This is a genomic window from Nocardioides anomalus, from assembly GCF_011046535.1.
Lineage (GTDB): Bacteria > Actinomycetota > Actinomycetes > Propionibacteriales > Nocardioidaceae > Nocardioides > Nocardioides anomalus.
This window is the reverse complement of the sequence record NZ_CP049257.1, coordinates 3,364,144-3,380,088: the sequence shown is the minus strand read 5'-3', so window position 1 is coordinate 3,380,088 and position 15,945 is coordinate 3,364,144. Positions and strand designations below refer to the sequence as shown.

General features: G+C 71.7%; 18 protein-coding genes and 1 pseudogene. 13 read left to right on the top strand and 6 right to left on the bottom strand.

The features are described from left to right. Nucleotide 1 precedes the first annotated feature (1 nt). A complete protein-coding gene (gene dapD / locus G5V58_RS17005; RefSeq protein ID WP_165235305.1) occupies nt 2-940 on the bottom strand; it encodes a 2,3,4,5-tetrahydropyridine-2,6-dicarboxylate N-succinyltransferase in 939 nt (312 codons plus the stop codon). Between the two features lie 25 nt (nt 941-965). Next, nucleotides 966-1,112 carry a hypothetical protein gene (locus G5V58_RS17000; protein WP_165235303.1) on the bottom strand — a complete coding sequence of 49 codons (147 nt, stop codon included), beginning with the start codon at nt 1,110-1,112 and terminating at the stop codon, nt 966-968. Nucleotides 1,113-1,157: 45 nt separating this feature from the next. Between G5V58_RS17000 and G5V58_RS16995 the strand changes: the two genes are divergently transcribed. Continuing rightward, nucleotides 1,158-2,261, top strand: coding sequence for a DNA glycosylase AlkZ-like family protein (locus G5V58_RS16995; protein WP_230486699.1), 1,104 nt, complete (start codon nt 1,158-1,160; stop codon nt 2,259-2,261). A 1-nt stretch (nt 2,262) separates the two neighbouring features. Here G5V58_RS16995 and G5V58_RS16990 read toward each other — a convergent pair whose 3' ends face one another. Then, nucleotides 2,263-2,751, bottom strand: coding sequence for a DinB family protein (locus G5V58_RS16990; RefSeq protein ID WP_165235301.1), 489 nt, complete (start codon nt 2,749-2,751; stop codon nt 2,263-2,265). Beyond that, nucleotides 2,748-3,281 (bottom strand): DinB family protein, encoded by a 534-nt coding sequence (locus G5V58_RS16985; protein WP_230486698.1) that lies wholly within the window; start codon nt 3,279-3,281, stop codon nt 2,748-2,750. The genes G5V58_RS16990 and G5V58_RS16985 overlap by 4 nt, the downstream gene beginning before the upstream one ends. Nucleotides 3,282-3,356: 75 nt before the next feature. On the opposite strand from G5V58_RS16985, the gene G5V58_RS16980 reads away from it, so the two are divergent. From G5V58_RS16980 to ileS, 3 genes are all read left to right on the top strand, one after another. Further along, the gene (locus G5V58_RS16980) at nt 3,357-3,635 is read left to right on the top strand and encodes a hypothetical protein (protein ID WP_165235299.1); all 279 of its coding nucleotides are present in this window, start codon (nt 3,357-3,359) and stop codon (nt 3,633-3,635) included. Then, on the top strand, nt 3,632-4,534 hold the full coding sequence (locus G5V58_RS16975; protein ID WP_165235297.1) for a hypothetical protein: 903 nt from the start codon (nt 3,632-3,634) through the stop codon (nt 4,532-4,534). Before G5V58_RS16980 ends, G5V58_RS16975 begins: the two co-directional genes overlap by 4 nt. 270 nt (nt 4,535-4,804) lie before the next feature. Continuing rightward, nucleotides 4,805-7,978, top strand: coding sequence for an isoleucine--tRNA ligase (gene ileS, locus G5V58_RS16970; RefSeq protein ID WP_165235294.1), 3,174 nt, complete (start codon nt 4,805-4,807; stop codon nt 7,976-7,978). Here ileS and G5V58_RS16965 read toward each other — a convergent pair. Continuing rightward, the gene (locus G5V58_RS16965) at nt 7,965-8,819 is read right to left on the bottom strand and encodes an LLM class F420-dependent oxidoreductase (RefSeq protein ID WP_165235292.1); all 855 of its coding nucleotides are present in this window, start codon (nt 8,817-8,819) and stop codon (nt 7,965-7,967) included. The genes ileS and G5V58_RS16965 overlap by 14 nt on opposite strands. 53 nt (nt 8,820-8,872) lie before the next feature. On the opposite strand from G5V58_RS16965, the gene G5V58_RS16960 reads away from it, so the two are divergent. The 9 genes and pseudogenes from G5V58_RS16960 (at nt 8,873) to G5V58_RS16915 (ending at nt 15,053) form a co-directional block, all read left to right on the top strand. Next, a complete protein-coding gene (locus G5V58_RS16960) occupies nt 8,873-9,334 on the top strand; it encodes an SRPBCC domain-containing protein (RefSeq protein WP_165235289.1) in 462 nt (153 codons plus the stop codon). Nucleotides 9,335-9,341: 7 nt separating this feature from the next. Then, nucleotides 9,342-10,409, top strand: a complete 1,068-nt coding sequence (gene dapE, locus G5V58_RS16955; protein ID WP_196240522.1) for a succinyl-diaminopimelate desuccinylase — start codon at nt 9,342-9,344, stop codon at nt 10,407-10,409. A 387-nt stretch (nt 10,410-10,796) separates the two neighbouring features. Then, a complete protein-coding gene (locus tag G5V58_RS16945) occupies nt 10,797-11,420 on the top strand; it encodes a DUF5343 domain-containing protein (RefSeq protein WP_165235286.1) in 624 nt (207 codons plus the stop codon). A gap of 2 nt (nt 11,421-11,422) precedes the next feature. Then, nucleotides 11,423-11,962 (top strand): hypothetical protein, encoded by a 540-nt coding sequence (locus tag G5V58_RS16940; protein WP_165235283.1) that lies wholly within the window; start codon nt 11,423-11,425, stop codon nt 11,960-11,962. 328 nt (nt 11,963-12,290) lie between these two features. Further along, nucleotides 12,291-12,533, top strand: a complete 243-nt coding sequence (locus tag G5V58_RS16935) for a helix-turn-helix domain-containing protein (RefSeq protein ID WP_230486697.1) — start codon at nt 12,291-12,293, stop codon at nt 12,531-12,533. Nucleotides 12,534-12,734: 201 nt separating this feature from the next. Further along, nucleotides 12,735-13,461 (top strand): annotated as a pseudogene (locus tag G5V58_RS16930) (LOG family protein). A gap of 9 nt (nt 13,462-13,470) precedes the next feature. Further along, nucleotides 13,471-13,842, top strand: coding sequence for a DivIVA domain-containing protein (locus G5V58_RS26595; protein WP_165235280.1), 372 nt, complete (start codon nt 13,471-13,473; stop codon nt 13,840-13,842). Nucleotides 13,843-13,857: 15 nt separating this feature from the next. Next, nucleotides 13,858-14,280, top strand: coding sequence for a hypothetical protein (locus G5V58_RS16920; RefSeq protein WP_165235277.1), 423 nt, complete (start codon nt 13,858-13,860; stop codon nt 14,278-14,280). Then, complete coding sequence (locus G5V58_RS16915) at nt 14,280-15,053, top strand: M14 family zinc carboxypeptidase (protein WP_165235274.1); 774 nt, start codon at nt 14,280-14,282, stop codon at nt 15,051-15,053. The genes G5V58_RS16920 and G5V58_RS16915 overlap by 1 nt, the downstream gene beginning before the upstream one ends. Here the strand turns inward: G5V58_RS16915 and G5V58_RS16910 are convergent. Next, a complete protein-coding gene (locus tag G5V58_RS16910; protein WP_165235271.1) occupies nt 15,050-15,871 on the bottom strand; it encodes an enoyl-CoA hydratase/isomerase family protein in 822 nt (273 codons plus the stop codon). The two genes, G5V58_RS16915 and G5V58_RS16910, sit on opposite strands and share 4 nt — an antisense overlap. Nucleotides 15,872-15,945: the final 74 nt, after the last annotated feature.

Below are 15,945 nucleotides of genomic sequence, written 5' to 3'. Positions count from 1 at the left end.
CCTAGTTGGCGTGGAGCACGGCGTTCAGCGCGACGCCGTCGCTGCGCCACGGCACGGCCTCGATCGCTCCGGTGACGGAGTTGCGGCGGAACAGCACGTTGTCGGCGCCGGACAGGTCGCGGGCCTTGACGACCTTCGGCTTGCCCTCGATGTCGGTGATCGTCACCTTGGTCCCGGCGGTGACGTAGCAGCCCGCCTCGACGACGCAGTCGTCGCCCAGCGAGATGCCGAGACCGGCGTTCGCGCCGATCAGGCAGCGCCGGCCGACCGAGACGACCTCGGTGCCACCGCCGGAGAGCGTGCCCATGATCGAGGCGCCGCCGCCCACGTCGGAGTCGGCGTCGACCACCACGCCGGCGGAGATCCGGCCCTCGACCATCGAGGTGCCGAGGGTGCCGGCGTTGAAGTTCACGAACCCCTCGTGCATCACGGTCGTGCCCTCGGCCAGGTGCGCGCCGAGGCGGACCCGGTCGGCGTCGCCGATGCGCACGCCACTGGGCAGGACGTAGTCGACCATGCGCGGGAACTTGTCCACGCCGAACACCGTGACCCGCTGCCCGTCGGCCATCAGCCGGGCCCGGGTCTCCTCGAAGCCCGCGACCGCGCACGGCCCGGCGCTGGTCCACACGACGTTGGCCAGCAGCCCGAACTGCCCGTCGAGGGAGACGGTCCGCGGCCGGACCAGCCGGTGGCTGAGCAGGTGCAGCCGCAGCCAGACGTCCTCGGTGGACGCGGGCGCCTCCTGCAGGTCGGCGATCTCGACCAGGCGCACCTCGCGCGTGACCCGGCGCACGTCGTCCGACCCGGCCAGGGCGGTCAGGCTCGCGGGTGCGTCGCTGCCGTCGTGGCCGCCCATGGCGGGCCGCGGGAACCAGGCGTCGAGCACCGCGCCGCCCTCGTCCAGCGTGACCAGCGCGTGTCCCCAGGCTCCGTCGCTCACGCGCCAACCCTAGGGGTGAGCCGGCTCAGGACTTCTTCTGGGTCTTGCCGCCCTTCTTGCCCAGCTCGGCCTGCGCCGCGGAGGACTTCCGGGGGTTCTTCTTCCCCTCCTCGGCCGCCTTCGCGTTCGCCTTCTGGGCCGTGCTCGACCCCTTGCCCTTCTTGTCCGCCATGGCGGAGCGGTACCCGCCGTCGGCGCTGCCTCCTAGGGTCGAGCCGTGGTGCACCAGCTCAGTCGGGAGGACGCCCGGCGCATCGCGCTGCGGGCGCAGCTGCTCGACGCCGAGCGGCCGACGTCGGTGCTCGAGGTGGTCCGGCACCTGACGCTGGTGCAGAACGAGCCGACCGCCCCGCTCGGCGCGCCCACCGCCGACCTGGTGCTCTGGAGCCGGCTCGGCGCAGCGTACGACCGCGACGAGCTCGCCGACCTCATCGACCAGCAGGTGCTCATCGAGCACCACGGGTTCATCCGGCCGAGCGAGGACATGGCGCTGTTCCGCGCCGAGATGACGATCTGGCCCGGGCGCGAGCCGCTGCGGCAGTGGCAGCTCGACGTCGCGCGCTGGGTGGAGGCCAACGACGGGTGCCGCCGCGAGATCCTCGACCTGCTGCGCCGCGAGGGACCGCTGCCGGCCAGCGCCTTCGACGACACCTGCGAGGTGCCGTGGCCGTCGTCGGGGTGGAACAACCACCGCAACGTCACGATGCTGCTCAAGAACATGGTCGAGCGCGGCGAGGTGGCCGCGGCGGGGCGCGAGGGCCGGCAGAAGCTGTGGGACCTCGCCGAGCGGGTCTACCCCGACGATCCTGTGCCCGAGCCCGACGAGGCCCAGCGCACCCTCCACGAGCGCCGGCTCCGCGCGCTCGGTCTCGGGCGCAGCCGCAACCCGGCCGCGCTCGGCGGGGAGTACGACGTCGGCGAGGCCGGCGAGCCCGCGGTCGTCGAGGGCGTGCGGGGGGAGTGGCGGGTCGACCCCGCGCTGCTCGAGCGTCCCTTCACCGGCCGGACCGCCCTGCTCTCGCCGTTCGACCGGCTGGTCCAGGACCGCCGGCGGCTGGACCAGCTGTTCGGCTTCGACTACCTGCTGGAGATGTACAAGCCGGTGGAGCAGCGGATCTGGGGTTACTACGCCCTGCCCGTGCTCCACGAGGACCTGCTCGTGGGCAAGCTCGACGCGACCGCCGAGCCCGAGGAGGGCGTGCTGCGGGTGGACCGGGTGCACGAGGACTTCGACTGGCCCGCGGCCACGCGGGACGCCGTCGAGGCCGAGATCGAGGCCCTGGCCGCCTGGCTCGGGCTCGAGGTCATGCGCGTGGAGTGAGTCAGCGCTCCTCGCCGGTCTCGCCGTCGATGGCCTCGCGGAGCAGGTCGAGGTGGCCGCAGTGCCGGGAGTACTCGTAGACCACCTGCTCCAGCACCTCGCGCACCGAGCCGATCCGGTCGTCGGGGTCCCACACGAAGTCGAGGTCGGACTGCTCCAGGCCGTCCAGCACCGCATCGGCCCGCGCGCGCACCGCGCGCCAGGTCGAGAACGCCTCCTCGACCACGGCGTCGTCGGCCACCGCGTCGCGGAACTGGGCCGCCCAGTCGCCGGCGGGGAAGAACGGTCGCGGCTCGTCGGTGCGCGAGAGCGTGACCACGAACCAGTAGTGCTCCATCTGCGCCAGGTGGCGCACCAGCCCCAGCACCGACAGCTCCGACGGCGGCACCGACCTGGCCGCCAGCTGCTCGGCGCTCAGCCCCGCCGCCTTGGCCTCGACCACGCCTCGCGCCTCGCGCAGCCAGCGCCGCAGCGCCTCCAGCTCGCTCACTGTCCCGTCCTCCCGTCGACGCACTCACGAAGCAGGTCCGCGTGACCGCAGTGTCGCGCGTACTCCTCGACCAGGTGCACCACGACGTCGCGCACCTCGATCTCGTCGCCGCGCACGTCGACCACCCGGTCGTAGTCGTCGCCCGCCAGCCACGCCTCGGCGTCGGCCACCTCGCGCCGCCAGTCCGCCCATGCCTGGTCCACGCACTCCTGGGTGCCCTCGGCGCCGTCGAAGTCGTCGTCGCGGTCCGTCCCCGACGAGGCCAGCCGTGGTGCGTCGTGGCGCCCCTGCAGCGCGCGGACGTTCCAGGACTGCTCGACCCCGGCCAGGTGCCGCAGCAGCCCGAGCAGCGACATCGACGACGGCGGCACCGACCGCTGGGCCAGCTGCGTGGGGTCGAGGCCCTGCAGCTTGAGCTCGAAGGTCTTCCGGTAGTGGCGCAGGTAGCCCTCGACCACCGCCCGCTCGCCCCGCGGCTGATCGGTGATGGTGCGGGGGTCCTCCTCGGACGGCAGCCAGGTGTCGCTCACGCGCCCACCCGACCAGAGCCGCGGTCGAGGGGCAAGCCGGATTCGACGGCCCCCGTGCCGGGTAGACCCTGACGCATGACGCTGCGCCTGGACCCGCACGCGGCCGCCACGGTGATGGCCGCCCACCACGCCGCCGCCGATGCGGTGGCCCCGTTCGACCCACCCGGGTCCGACGCCGGCGAGGCCACCGGTCAGGTGCACCGGCTGCTCGACGCCCTCAGGTCCGTCGGCGACCACGTCGCGGAGGTCAACGACGTCCTGGCCATGCACGTCCAGGAGGCCACCGACAACATCGAGGCCACCGACCTGCACCTCGCGCAGGGCTTCCGCATCGCCGTGAAGAGGCTGCCGTGATCGTCGAGACCGAGGTCGAGGGCGAGCCCGACCAGGTCCGGGCGGTGGCCGACTGGCTGCGCGGGACCTACCAGGCGGCGGTGGAGCGCGCCGCCCAGCACACCCAGGCGGCCCGGCAGCTGGTCGGGGGCGAGTGGGGCGGGCAGGCGGCGTCGACGTACTCGCGGGCGGCGCGCGCGGTCGTGGCCAGCTGTGACGCGGAGGCCGCCCGCATCGGGCGTGCGGCCGACCTGCTCGACGTCCTCGCCACCCGCATGCAGCAGCGGGAGAACTGGATGGAGCGCATCCGCGGCCGGGCGCGCGACGCCGGGCTCGTCGTGACCGGCACCCGCATCCGGCACGTGGACCGGACCGACATCGGCGTGCCCGCCGACGACGCGGAGGCCGCGGCCAAGGACCACGAGGCCGACCTGGAGATCCTCCTGCAGGACCTGGGGCAGGAGGTCGACGAGGCCCACCAGACCTTCCGGGACTGGGTGCACGGCGAGCTCGACCTGGCGGTCCAGGCCGAGCGCCGCCGCGCCCACCTCGGCCCGACGCCGGGGGAGATCGGCTCCGCGCTGGCCAAGAACCTGGCCACCGGCGCGGCGAGCGCGGTGTCGAGCAAGGTCGACTTCGCGCTGAGCGTCGGCGGCGCCGCCCTGGCGCTCGGGAAGGGCGAGCCCGGCGAGTTCGACGACACCGACGCCGGCGTCGTCGTCTCCACCGTGGCGGGCGCGGGCGTGGACGCCGCCGTCAGCTCCACGCCCTGGAGCGTGGTCGCCGGCGCGGTGGTCGACACCGGTGTCGACCTGGCCGGTGGCGAGGACGGCCGCGACCCGCTCGCGCCGCCGCCGACGGACCCCGATCCGGGGCGGCGCGGTCCGCGCGGGCCCTCCCCGCGACCCGAGGAGCGCTGAGCCGACTGATTCGCGCGCGCTCGGGCGCGCGCCGTACGCTGGGCGGCACAGGCGCTCGAGCCGTCATCAGCGGCGAGCCCCGGGAAGAACGCCCCCGTCGACCGAGGTCGGCAGGGGTCAGTAGAACCCGGCGGGTAGGCCCGTCACAGCCGTGAACGAGGGGTCCTCCAGCGGCACCGGAGGGCAAGCAGGGTGGTACCGCGGCTCCCGCGTGACGGAGGCCGTCCCTGTGATCAGCACCGGCAGGACCGATCACAGGAGACAGCAGCGATGAGCTACCCCAAGGCCTCGACGTCCGGCGCCCACGGCGTCCCCTCGAGCCCGCGCTTCCCCGAGATCGAGCAGGCGGTGCTCGACTACTGGGCCGCCGACGGCACCTTCCAGGCCAGCGTCGAGGCGCGCGAGGCGGGGGAGGACGGGTCCAACGAGTTCGTCTTCTACGACGGCCCGCCGTTCGCCAACGGACTGCCGCACTACGGCCACCTGCTGACGGGCTACGTCAAGGACGTGGTGCCGCGCTACCAGACCATGCGCGGGCGGCGCGTCGAGCGGCGCTTCGGGTGGGACACCCACGGGCTGCCGGCCGAGCTCGAGGCGATGCGGCTCAACGGCATCAAGACCACCGACGAGATCCTCGAGCTGGGCATCGAGAAGTTCAACGAGGCCTGCCGCGCGTCGGTGATGAAGTACACCGGCGAGTGGCGCGACTACGTCACCCGCCAGGCGCGGTGGGTGGACTTCGACCACGACTACCGCACCTACCAGCCCGACTACATGGAGTCGGTGATCTGGGCGTTCAAGCAGCTCTACGACAAGGGCCACGTCTACGAGGGCTTCCGCGTGCTGCCCTACTGCTGGAACGACGAGACGCCGCTGTCCAACCACGAGCTGCGCATGGACGACGACGTCTACCAGAACCGCCAGGACCCGGCGGTCACGGTCGGCTTCCCGATCACGTCCGACGGCGAGCTCCACGACGCCAAGCTGATGATCTGGACGACGACCCCGTGGACGCTGCCCAGCAACCTCGCGGTGATGGTCGGCACCGACATCGACTACGTCGGGGTCGCGCACGACGGCGCCACCCTGGTGTTCGCCGAGGCCCGCCTCGCGGTGTACGCCCGCGAGCTGGGCGACGCCCCGCAGGTCGTGTGGCGTGGCAAGGGCCAGGAGCTGGTGGGGCTGACCTACACCCCGCCGTTCCGCTACTACGCGGGCCACGCCCACGCCTTCCGTGTCGTGGCCGCCGACGAGGCCGTCACGACCACCGACGGCACCGGGCTGGTGCACAGCGCCGGTGCCTTCGGTGAGGTCGACAAGGAGGTCACCGACCGCGAAGGCATCGAGGCGGTGATGCCGGTCGGCAAGGACGGGCGGTTCACCGAGCCCGTCAGCGAGTACGCCGGCATGCAGGTCTTCGACGCCAACCCCCACATCATCGACGACCTCAAGGCCACGACGGGCGCGGTCACACCGGGCACGCTGCTGCTGCGCCGCGAGACCTACGACCACAGCTACCCGCACTGCTGGCGTTGTCGCGAGCCGCTGATCTACAAGGGCGTCTCGTCGTGGTTCGTCGAGGTGACGGCGTTCAAGCAGCGGATGGTCGAGCTCAACCAGCAGATCAACTGGGTGCCCGAGCACACCAAGGACGGCCAGTTCGGCAAGTGGCTGGAGAACGCCCGCGACTGGTCGATCACCCGCAACCGGTTCTGGGGCTCGCCGGTCCCGGTGTGGGTCTCCGACGACCCGGCGTACCCGCGCGTCGACGTCTACGGCTCGTTCGCCGAGCTCGAGCGCGACTTCGGGCGGGTGCCGCGCGACCGGGACGGCAACCCCGACCTGCACCGGCCCTACGTCGACGAGCTGACCCGCCCGAACCCCGACGACCCGACCGGGCGGTCCACGATGCGCCGGGTCTCCGACATCCTCGACGTCTGGTTCGACTCGGGCTCCATGTCGTTCGCGCAGAACCACGTGCCGTTCGAGAACGAGGACTGGTTCCTGCACCACTTCCCGGCCGACTTCATCGTCGAGTACGTCGGGCAGACCCGCGGCTGGTTCTACACGCTGCACATCCTGGCCACCGGCGTCTTCGACCGGCCGGCGTTCGAGAACTGCATCAGTCACGGCATCGTGCTCGGCTCCGACGGCAACAAGATGTCGAAGTCGCTGCGCAACTACCCCGACGTCAGCGAGGTCTTCGACCGCGACGGCGCGGACGCGATGCGGTGGTTCCTGATGTCCTCGCCGATCCTGCGCGGCGGCAACCTGGTCGTCACCGAGCAGGGCATCCGCGACGCCGTGCGCGTGGTGATGATCCCGCTCTGGAACAGCTGGTACTTCTTCCAGCTCTACGCCAACGCGTCCGGGTACGACGCCACGCGTCGGACGACGTCCACCGACCCGCTGGACCGCTACCTCCTGGCCAAGTGCCGCCAGTACGTCGAGCAGGCCACGGCCGAGATGGACTCCTACGCCGTCGCCGACGCGTGCGAGACCACGCGGCAGTTCCTGGACGTGCTGACCAACTGGTACATCCGCCGCTCCCGCGACCGGTTCTGGGGCGACAACGCCGACGCCTTCGACACCCTCTACACGGTGCTCGAGACCGTGTGCCGGGTGACCGCGCCGCTGCTGCCGCTGACGACCGAGGAGGTCTGGCGCGGCCTCACCGGCGAGCGGTCGGTGCACCTCACCGACTGGCCGCGGGTCGACGAGCTGCCCGAGGACGACGCCCTGGTCGCGGCCATGGACCAGGTCCGCGAGGTCTGCTCGGCCACCTCGGCGCTGCGCAAGGCCCGCAACCTGCGCAACCGGCTGCCGCTGGCCTCGCTCACCGTCGTGGTCGACGACCCGTCCGCGCTGGAGGGGTTCGAGGCGATCGTGGCCGACGAGGTCAACGTGAAGGCGGTCCGGCTGCTCGCGGCCGGCGCGCCCGAGGCCGCGTCGTACGGCGTGTCGCAGAAGCTCACGGTCAACGCCCGGGCCGCGGGGCCGCGGCTGGGCAAGGACGTGCAGCAGGCCATCAAGGGCTCGAAGTCCGGCGACTGGTCGGTCGCGGAGTCCGGCGCGGTCGTCGCGGGCGGGCTGGCGCTGCAGGAGGGGGAGTACACCCTCGAGACCGTCGCCGGCTCGGCCGAGGAGTCCGCGGCCGTCGGCGTGCTGCCCACCGGCGGCTTCGTGGTCCTCGACGCCGCGCTGACGCCCGAGCTCGAGCAGGAGGGCCTGGCCCGCGACCTGGTCCGCCAGGTCCAGCAGGCCCGCCGCGACGCCGGCCTCGAGGTCTCGGACCGGATCGCGTTGACGATCGCCGGCTCCGAGGCCGTGCAGGCCGCGGCCCGTGCGCACGAGGCGCTGATCGCCGAGGAGACCCTCGCGACGTCGTACGACGTGGTGGCGGGCGCCGACGGCGAGCCGCAGGTGAGCGTCAGCCGGGTGTGAGCCCGAGGCGGGCGGCGTGCTTGTCCAGGTGGGCGAGCACGTCGTCCACCGGCTTGTCCGGGACGCCCCAGATGAGCTCGGTGACGCCCTGCTCGGCCCAGCGCGCGAGGTCGGCGGGGTCGGGGCGGAAGGCGATGAGCACACGGACGTCGGGCGCGCTGTCGCGGCCCTCCTCGGCCCACGCCTGCTGCAGCGCCTCGATGCGGTCGCTGATGTCGGTCTCGCGCGGGGTGGTCATCCAGCCGTCGGCGTGTCGGGCGATCCAGCGGAACGTCTGCGGGCCGCCGCCGGCCCCGATGATGAGCGGGACGTGGGCCTGGACGGGCTTGGGGTAGGCCCACGACGGGCCGAAACGCACGAACTCGCCGTCGTAGGCCGCCTCCTCCTGGGTCCACAGCGCGCGCATGGCCTCGACGTACTCCTTGAGGACGGTGCGACGCCGGTCGGCCGGGACGTGGTGGTCCTCGAGCTCGTCGGTGTTCCAGCCGAAGCCGGCGCCGAGCGTGACCCGGCCGTCGGAGAGGTGGTCCAGGGTGGCGATGGTCTTGGCCAGGGTGATCGGGTCGGACTCGACCGGCAGCGCGACCGCGGTGGACAGCCCGATCCGCTCGGTGACCGCCGCGGCCGTGGCCAGCGAGACCCACGGGTCGAGGGTGCGGGTGTAGCGGTCGTCCGGCAGCGTCTCGTCGCCCGTGCCGGGGTGCGCGGCCGTGCGCCGGACCGGGATGTGGGTGTGCTCGGGCACGTAGAGCGTGGCGAAGCCGCGCTCCTCGCCCGCCTGGGCCAGCGCCGCCGGCGTGATGCCGCGGTCGGAGGAGAACAGGACCAGCCCGTGGCGCATGGCGGCAGCGTAGGGGAGAACTAGAACCAGTTCTAGTTTCGTAGGCTGGGTCTGTGTACGCCACCACCGCCTCCGGCCTGGTCCGCGCTCCGCGGTCGGCGGTGTACGCCGCGCTGCTCGACCCCGCGGCCGTCTCGCGCTGGCGGGTGCCCGACGACATGAGCGCCGAGGTGCACGAGTGGTCGGCGGTCGAGGGCGGGCGGTTCCGGGTGTCGCTGGCCTACGCCGACGCCTCGCGGTCCGGCAAGACCGCCGGCAACGTCGACACCTACGCCGGGCGCTTCGTGCGGCTGGTGCCCGACGAGGAGGTGGTCGAGGAGCTGGCCTTCGAGTCCGCCGACCCGGCGCTCGCCGGCGCGATGACCATGACGTGGACGCTGGCCGACGCCGCCGGCGGCACCGAGGTCACGCTCGTGCACGACGGGGTCCCGGACGCGGTGTCGGCCGCGGACAACGAGACCGGGACCCGGATGGCGCTGGCCCACCTCGCGGCGTACGTCGAGGGGCTGGTGTGATGGGCCGGTGGCCACCCCCTCGCCCCTCGACCTGACCGCCGGCGCCGTCGACCTCACCGTGCAGCTGGTCGACATCGAGTCGGTCAGCCGCAACGAGCAGGCCATCGCCGACGCGGTCGAGACCGCGCTGTCGGCGTACGACCACCTGACGGTGAGCCGGCACGGCCACACCGTCGTGGCCCGCACCTCGCTCGGCCGGCCCGAGCGGGTGGTCATCGCCGGCCACCTCGACACCGTCCCGGTCAACGACAACCTGCCCGCCCGGCTCGACGGCGAGCTGCTGCACGGGCTCGGCACGTGCGACATGAAGGGCGGCGACGCGGTCATCCTGCGCCTCGCCGCCACCGTGCCCGAGCCGAACCGCGACGTCACCTTCATCCTCTACGAGGCCGAGGAGATCGACTCGGAGTTCAACGGCCTCAACCGGCTCAGCCAGAGCGACCCCGGGCTCATGGCCGCCGACTTCGCGATCCTCATGGAGCCCTCCAACGCCGAGGTCGAGGCCGGCTGCCAGGGCACGCTGCGCGCCGAGGTCCGCGCCACCGGCGAGCGCGCCCACTCCGCCCGCGCCTGGAAGGGCGTCAACGCCATCCACCAGGCCGCCCCGATCCTGGACCGGCTCACGGCGTACGAGCCGCGGCGGCCGGTGATCGACGGCCTGGAGTACCACGAGGGCCTCAACGCCGTCGGCATCCGCGGCGGCGTCGCCGGCAACGTGCTCCCGGACGAGTGCGTCGTCGAGGTGAACTACCGCTTCGCCCCCGACCGCAGCGAGGACGAGGCCCAGCGCTTCGTGCGCGAGTTCTTCTCCGGCTACGAGGTGGCGATCGTGGACAGTGCCCCCGGCGCGCTCCCGGGGCTCGACCTCCCCGCCGCCCGGGCCTTCATCACCGCCGTCGGCCGCGAGGTCAACCCCAAGTTCGGCTGGACCGACGTCGCCCGCTTCACCGCCCTCGGCATCCCCGCGGTCAACTTCGGCCCCGGCGACCCCATGTTCGCCCACAAGCAGGACGAGCACGTGCCGGTGGAGCACATCGAGCGGTGTGAGGCCCAGCTCCGGGAGTGGCTGAGCTGACGGTCCTCGCTCACCCCCTCCCGCAGCTGCGCCTCTCACCGCCCGACGTGCTTCACCGGCACGTGCTCGTCCGGCGTGCGCGCGACACCGGGTCGCCGGGCGCGGCGGCCCGTCGGCGGCGCGGCGTGAGCGGCGGGCTGGCACGCTAGGCGCGTGGTGAGAGCGAAGTACAAGGGCCCGGTGATCCAGCGGCGCGGGCAGGTGGACGGGTCGACGACCGACCAGCGGCTGCTGGACTCGCGCGGGCCGACGGACTGGGTGCACACCGACCCGTGGCGCACTGTCACGGATGCACCACACGCGGGGCCGGTCGGCGTGTAAGACCGCGCCCCGTCAAGAGCGCCAGTACGCTCGCACGGTCCACCTTCTTAACAGAGCGGGTAGCGAATGGCTGATCTGCCGTACGTCCTCAACACTGGAACGCTGAGCAAGTTCTTCGACACGATGGTGACGACCGGAACTCCATCGAAAGTCACGGTCAAGTACCTGGAGTCGATCGGGTTCAAGAGCTCGAACGACCGCTACCTGACCTCCTTCCTTAAGGACTTGGGCTTCGTAGACGCGTCTGGAACGCCTACGGACCGCTGGCGCGACTACCGGCACACCGGTGAGTCCAAGTCCGTCATGGCGGCCGCTGTCCGAGATGGGTGGAGAGGACTCTTCGAGCTATACCCGGACGCCGATCGGCGGGACGACGAGGCGATACGCAACTGGATGCGCACGCGCTCCCCGTCCGCCTCGCCGACCGTCGTTGATCGGTCGCTCAAGTCCTTCCGTAGTGCGTCCGCGCTTGCGGACTTCGACGCTGGCGTTGCCGCCGCCGCTCAAGAGGAGGCCGCGTCCGCCCCCGTGGTGAGCGCGACGGTGCCGACCATCCCCACGATGCCTCGGCAGGCAACGCCCGAGGTGATCATCAACATTCAGCTTGAGGTGCCGGCAACGGACAACCCCGACACGTACGACCGCTTCTTCGCAGCGATGAAGAAACACCTCTTCCCCGACGAGTCCTGATCTTGGACCCGTTACGGATCGCGGACTACCGGACACGCTCACGAGCGTTCACCGTCGAGGCGCACGCGATCTTCAGCATCCACGAGGACGCTCGGAAGTCACGGGTCGTCGAAGTCCACGCGAGCTTCGAGGCTCTGGACGAGCTAAGCCTCAAGCAGGATGACTTGTTCCGGCAGGCACTTCGATGTGCCGAGAATGGCCTGTATCGGGCTGCCCACGTAATGGCATGGGCAGCCTTCATGGACTACTTGGAAGAGATGCTGGCCTCGGATGGCTTGGTCCAAGTGCGCGCACTTCGTCCCGCTTGGAAGGGCCGCAACATCGAGGAGATGCGTGAGTACGTCACTGAGCACGCCTTCGTCGAAACGACTCAACCGCTTGGGCTCTGCACCAAGAACCAGATGAAGGCTCTGCTAGGTCTACTCAACAAGCGGAACGAGTGCGCACACCCGAGCGACTTCTACCCGGGAGTGAATGAGACCTTGGGCTACATCTCCGAGGTTATTCAAAGAACCAAACAGCTTCAGGCAAAGAGTCTCTGAGCCGGATCTTCAGCGGTGCCGGCGCTCCAGTTGACGCAGCCGCCGAATGAAGGTGGACATGCTGATCTCCGCTTTCAGATAGTCGTCGCAGAGACGATGCGCGGCGGCACTTCGACCCTCGTGATCGTTGAGAAGCTGCTCCGTCGCTAAGCGGGCTGCTCGGAGTTCACTCAAACGCGTCATGAGGGCGCGGGTCGATGCCGCACTTGGCGGTTCGGATCTTTCGACTTCGCGCCGAGCGGCGTCTCTCCACGACGTCGGCACTTCTCCCATTCGTCGAGACTATTGTCTCGGTGACAGTGAGCGCGAGGGTTCTTAGCGTCCTCGAGTGCCCGTACGCGACTCCGACCTGTCGCGAGGCATTGCCGAGCGCCTAGCCAATGAGCGACGCGCGCGTGGTTGGTCGATGGAGCGGCTCGCTGAAGAGGCGGGTGTTCACCGCACCTCGATCGGGCTGATCGAGCGTGGCCGGCGCTCCATGACTTTGGAACTTGCGGATCGGCTGGCGCAGAGCCTGGGTCTTCGACTGTCGGCGCTCGTCGAGGACGTTGAGCAGTCCCGAAGTCGGTGAGCCAGCCAGGGTGCGCACGGGCCCTGCGACTAGTGGATCTAGCACATTCCGCCTGGGACTGTGACAGTCACACCAGTCGCCGCTCTTCGCTCGGCGAGCTCTGCCCAAGTACGCTCGCCAAGTGGTCGTAGCCAGCCGTTCTCAGTTCGAGTCGGCGGCGAGCAAACCGCTTCTGACCAGCGCAAACGTAAGGATCACTGAGTGAGAAGCAAGTTCAAGGGGCCTGTCGTGCAGCGCCGGGGGCAGGTGGACGGGTCGACCACGGATCAGCGGCTGCTGGACTCGCGGGGGCCGACGGACTGGGTGCACACCGACCCGTGGCGGGTGCTGCGGATCCAGGCGGAGTTCGTCGAGGGGTTCGGGGCGCTGGCGGAGCTGGGGCCGGCGATCGCGGTGTTCGGGTCGGCGCGGACGCCGGAGGACCACCCGTCGTACGCCCTGGCCGAGGAGCTCGGGCGCAAGCTGGTGGACGCGGGGTTCGCCGTGATCACCGGTGGGGGGGCCCGGGGCGATGGAGGCGGCCAACCGGGGGGCGAGCGAGGCCGGCGGGGTGAGCGTGGGCCTGGGCATCGAGCTGCCGTGGGAGTCGGGGCTCAACGAGTGGTCCGACATCGGGGTCAACTTCCGCTACTTCTTCGCGCGCAAGACGATGTTCGTGAAGTACTCCCAGGGCTTCGCGGTGCTGCCGGGCGGGTTCGGGACCCTGGACGAGCTGTTCGAGGCGCTGACGCTGGTGCAGACGCAGAAGGTGACGCGGTTCCCGATCGTGCTGATCGGCACGACGTACTGGTCCGGGCTGGTGTCGTGGCTGCGCGACACGGCGCTGGCCGACGGCAAGCTGAGCGAGTCCGACCTCGACATGCTGCAGCTGACCGACGACGTCGACGAGGCGGTCGCGGTGATGGTGGCCGCGCGCGAGGGGCGCTGAGCTGCGGTGATGTGGTTCTTCGCGATCCTGGTCGTGCTGGTCATGGGCGGGGTGGCCGCGCTGGCGGCGGGTCGGGGCGCGCCGATGGCCGAGGCGTACGACGACCGGCCCGACGCGCTCGTGCCGCGCGAGGGGACGCTCGGGGCCGAGGACGTGCGGCGGGTGCGGTTCTCGCTGGCCTTCCGCGGCTACCGGATGTCCGAGGTCGACACGCTGCTCGACCGCCTGGCCCGGCAGCTGGAGGACGCCGAGCGGCCGGCGGTGGAGGCGGCCCCCGCGCCGGAGCCGGAGCCCGCGCCGGCGGGCGAGACCGTCCGGGCTGAGACGCCGTCCGAGACGCCGCTCGCGCCGGAGGCTCGTGGCGACGACCACGCGCCGTAGGGCACACTGCGGCCCGTGTCGCTCGCCGTGGTCTGCTACGTCCTCACCGCCCTGGCGGCGGTGGTCGTGGTGCTCACGCGCCTGCGGATGCGCGGCGGCCAGGGCGCGGGGCGGTTCCACGTGGGCCGGCGTCTGCTCGACGTGCACACGTTCTTCGGCGTCCTCGCCGTGGTGGTCTGGACGGTCTTCCTCATCGCGCCCGAGGACTCGACGGCCGGAAGCTCGTCGGTGGGCATCGTCGGGCTCGGGATGTTCTGGGTCGTGACGATCGCGGGCCTGCTGATCCTGGTCCGGTGGCTGCCGAGCCACGGCAAGCACGCCTCCGAGGGCCGGCAGGACACCTGGTCGGAGGGGCCGGGGCTCTCGGTGCTCGCCCACGTCGGCATGCTGGTCGGCGTGGTCGTCTTCACCTTCGCCTACCTGACCTCGGCGGTCTGATGCGCCGAGCGCTCCTCGCCGCCCTGGTCCTGGCCGCGGCGCCGCTCGGCGTACCCGTCGCGCCGGCCGCGCCGTCGTCCGCCGCGCCCGCACCGGTCGAGCGCGCCGGTCACGTCCTCGAGCAGCGCGTCATCGGTGATTCCGTGCGCGGCCGGGAGATCCGCGCCTGGCACCTGGACGACGCCAAGGGCAAGGGCCCGACGGTGGTGCTGGTCTCGACCATGCACGGCAACGAGCCCGCGACCCAGCAGATCCTGCACGCGCTGCGGAAAGGCCCGCAGATCCGCGGCGTCGACCTGTGGGTGGTCCCGGTCTACAACCCCGACGGGCTCGCCGCGCACCACCGGCGCAACGCGCACGGCGTCGACCTGAACCGCAACTACCCGTACGGCTGGGTCGACCTCGACGGCAACTACGAGTCCGGGTCGCGGCCGGCCTCGGAGCCCGAGACGCGGGCGATGATGGCCTTCCTCAAGGACGTGCGGCCGGACTACGTGCTGAGCTTCCACCAGCCGCTGCACGGGGTGGACACCGACAACAAGCGGCCGGGCTTCTCGCGGCTGGTCGCGCGCACGCTGCGGCTGCCGGCCACGCGCCTGGACTGCGGCGGGGTCTGCCACGGCACCATGACCGGCTGGTTCAACCACACGTTCCCGGACGCGTTCGCGCTCACGGTGGAGTACGGCGCGCGCCCGCCCCGCACGACGATGCGGGTCGACGCCCCGCGGCAGGTGCTGAGGATCTTCGGCGCCGTCGCGCGCCCCACCCGCTAGCGGCCCTGGAAGACCGGCTTCTCCTTGGCCACGAACGCCGCCACGGCGGCGCGGTGGTCCTCGGTGGCGCCGGTGCGGGTCATCATCTCGCCCTCCAGGGCGAGCGACTCGGCGAAGGTGTGGCTCGCGGCGTACGCCACGGAACGCCGGATCGCGCCGAGGGCGACGGTCGGCCCGGCGGCGAGGCGGGCGGCCAGCTCGGCCACGGTCGCCTCGAGCTCGTCGGCGGGCACGACGCGGCTGGCCAGGCCCAGCTCGAGGGCTTCCTCCGCCTTGACCGTGCGCGGGAAGTAGAGCAGGTCGAGCGCCCGGGCCGGGCCGACGAGGCGCTGGAGGGTGTAGCTCGAGCCGGTGTCGCAGGACAGCGCGACGTTGGCGAAGGCCAGGTTGAAGCCGGCGGTGTCGGCCACCACCCGGACGTCGCAGGCGAAGGCCAGGCTGGCGCCGGCGCCGGCCGCGACGCCGTTGACCGCGGCGATGACCGGCTTCTCCATCTCGGCCAGCGCGGTGACGGTCGGGTTGTAGTGCCGCTCGACGGTCGTGAACAGCTCGTCGCTGCTGCCGCTCTGGAGGAGCTGGACGTGCTCCTTGAGGTCCTGGCCGGTGCAGAACGCCCGGCCCGAGCCGGTGAGCACCACGCAGCGGGCGGCCGGGTCGCCCGCCGCCTCCTGCACGGTGTCGCGCAGCAGCTCCTTGGTCGCGATGTCGAGGCTGTTCATCGCCTCGGGCCGGTTGAGCCGGATCGTCGCGACGCCGTCGGTGACGTCGTAGAGGACCGGGGAGGGCGCTGTGCTCGACGAGGACTCGTGCTCGGTCATGGAGGCAGTGTGCCCTCCACCACGTCTGATCTGGGATACTGGTCCCACGCCGCTGGGCGTCCTCGGGTCCCCGG

Bases quoted from the DNA above. Each gene is read 5' to 3' on its own strand.
- G5V58_RS16965 (WP_165235292.1), bottom strand. From the start codon at position 8,819: ATGCGCCACGGGCTGGTCCTGTTCTCCTCCGACCGCGGCATCACGCCG.
- G5V58_RS26595 (WP_165235280.1), top strand. From the start codon at position 13,471: ATGTGGTTCTTCGCGATCCTGGTCGTGCTGGTCATGGGCGGGGTGGCC.
- G5V58_RS16910 (WP_165235271.1), bottom strand. From the start codon at position 15,871: ATGACCGAGCACGAGTCCTCGTCGAGCACAGCGCCCTCCCCGGTCCTC.
- ileS (WP_165235294.1), top strand. From the start codon at position 4,805: ATGAGCTACCCCAAGGCCTCGACGTCCGGCGCCCACGGCGTCCCCTCG.
- G5V58_RS16980 (WP_165235299.1), top strand. From the start codon at position 3,357: ATGACGCTGCGCCTGGACCCGCACGCGGCCGCCACGGTGATGGCCGCC.
- G5V58_RS16915 (WP_165235274.1), top strand. From the start codon at position 14,280: ATGCGCCGAGCGCTCCTCGCCGCCCTGGTCCTGGCCGCGGCGCCGCTC.
- G5V58_RS16945 (WP_165235286.1), top strand. From the start codon at position 10,797: ATGGCTGATCTGCCGTACGTCCTCAACACTGGAACGCTGAGCAAGTTC.
- G5V58_RS17000 (WP_165235303.1), bottom strand. From the start codon at position 1,112: ATGGCGGACAAGAAGGGCAAGGGGTCGAGCACGGCCCAGAAGGCGAAC.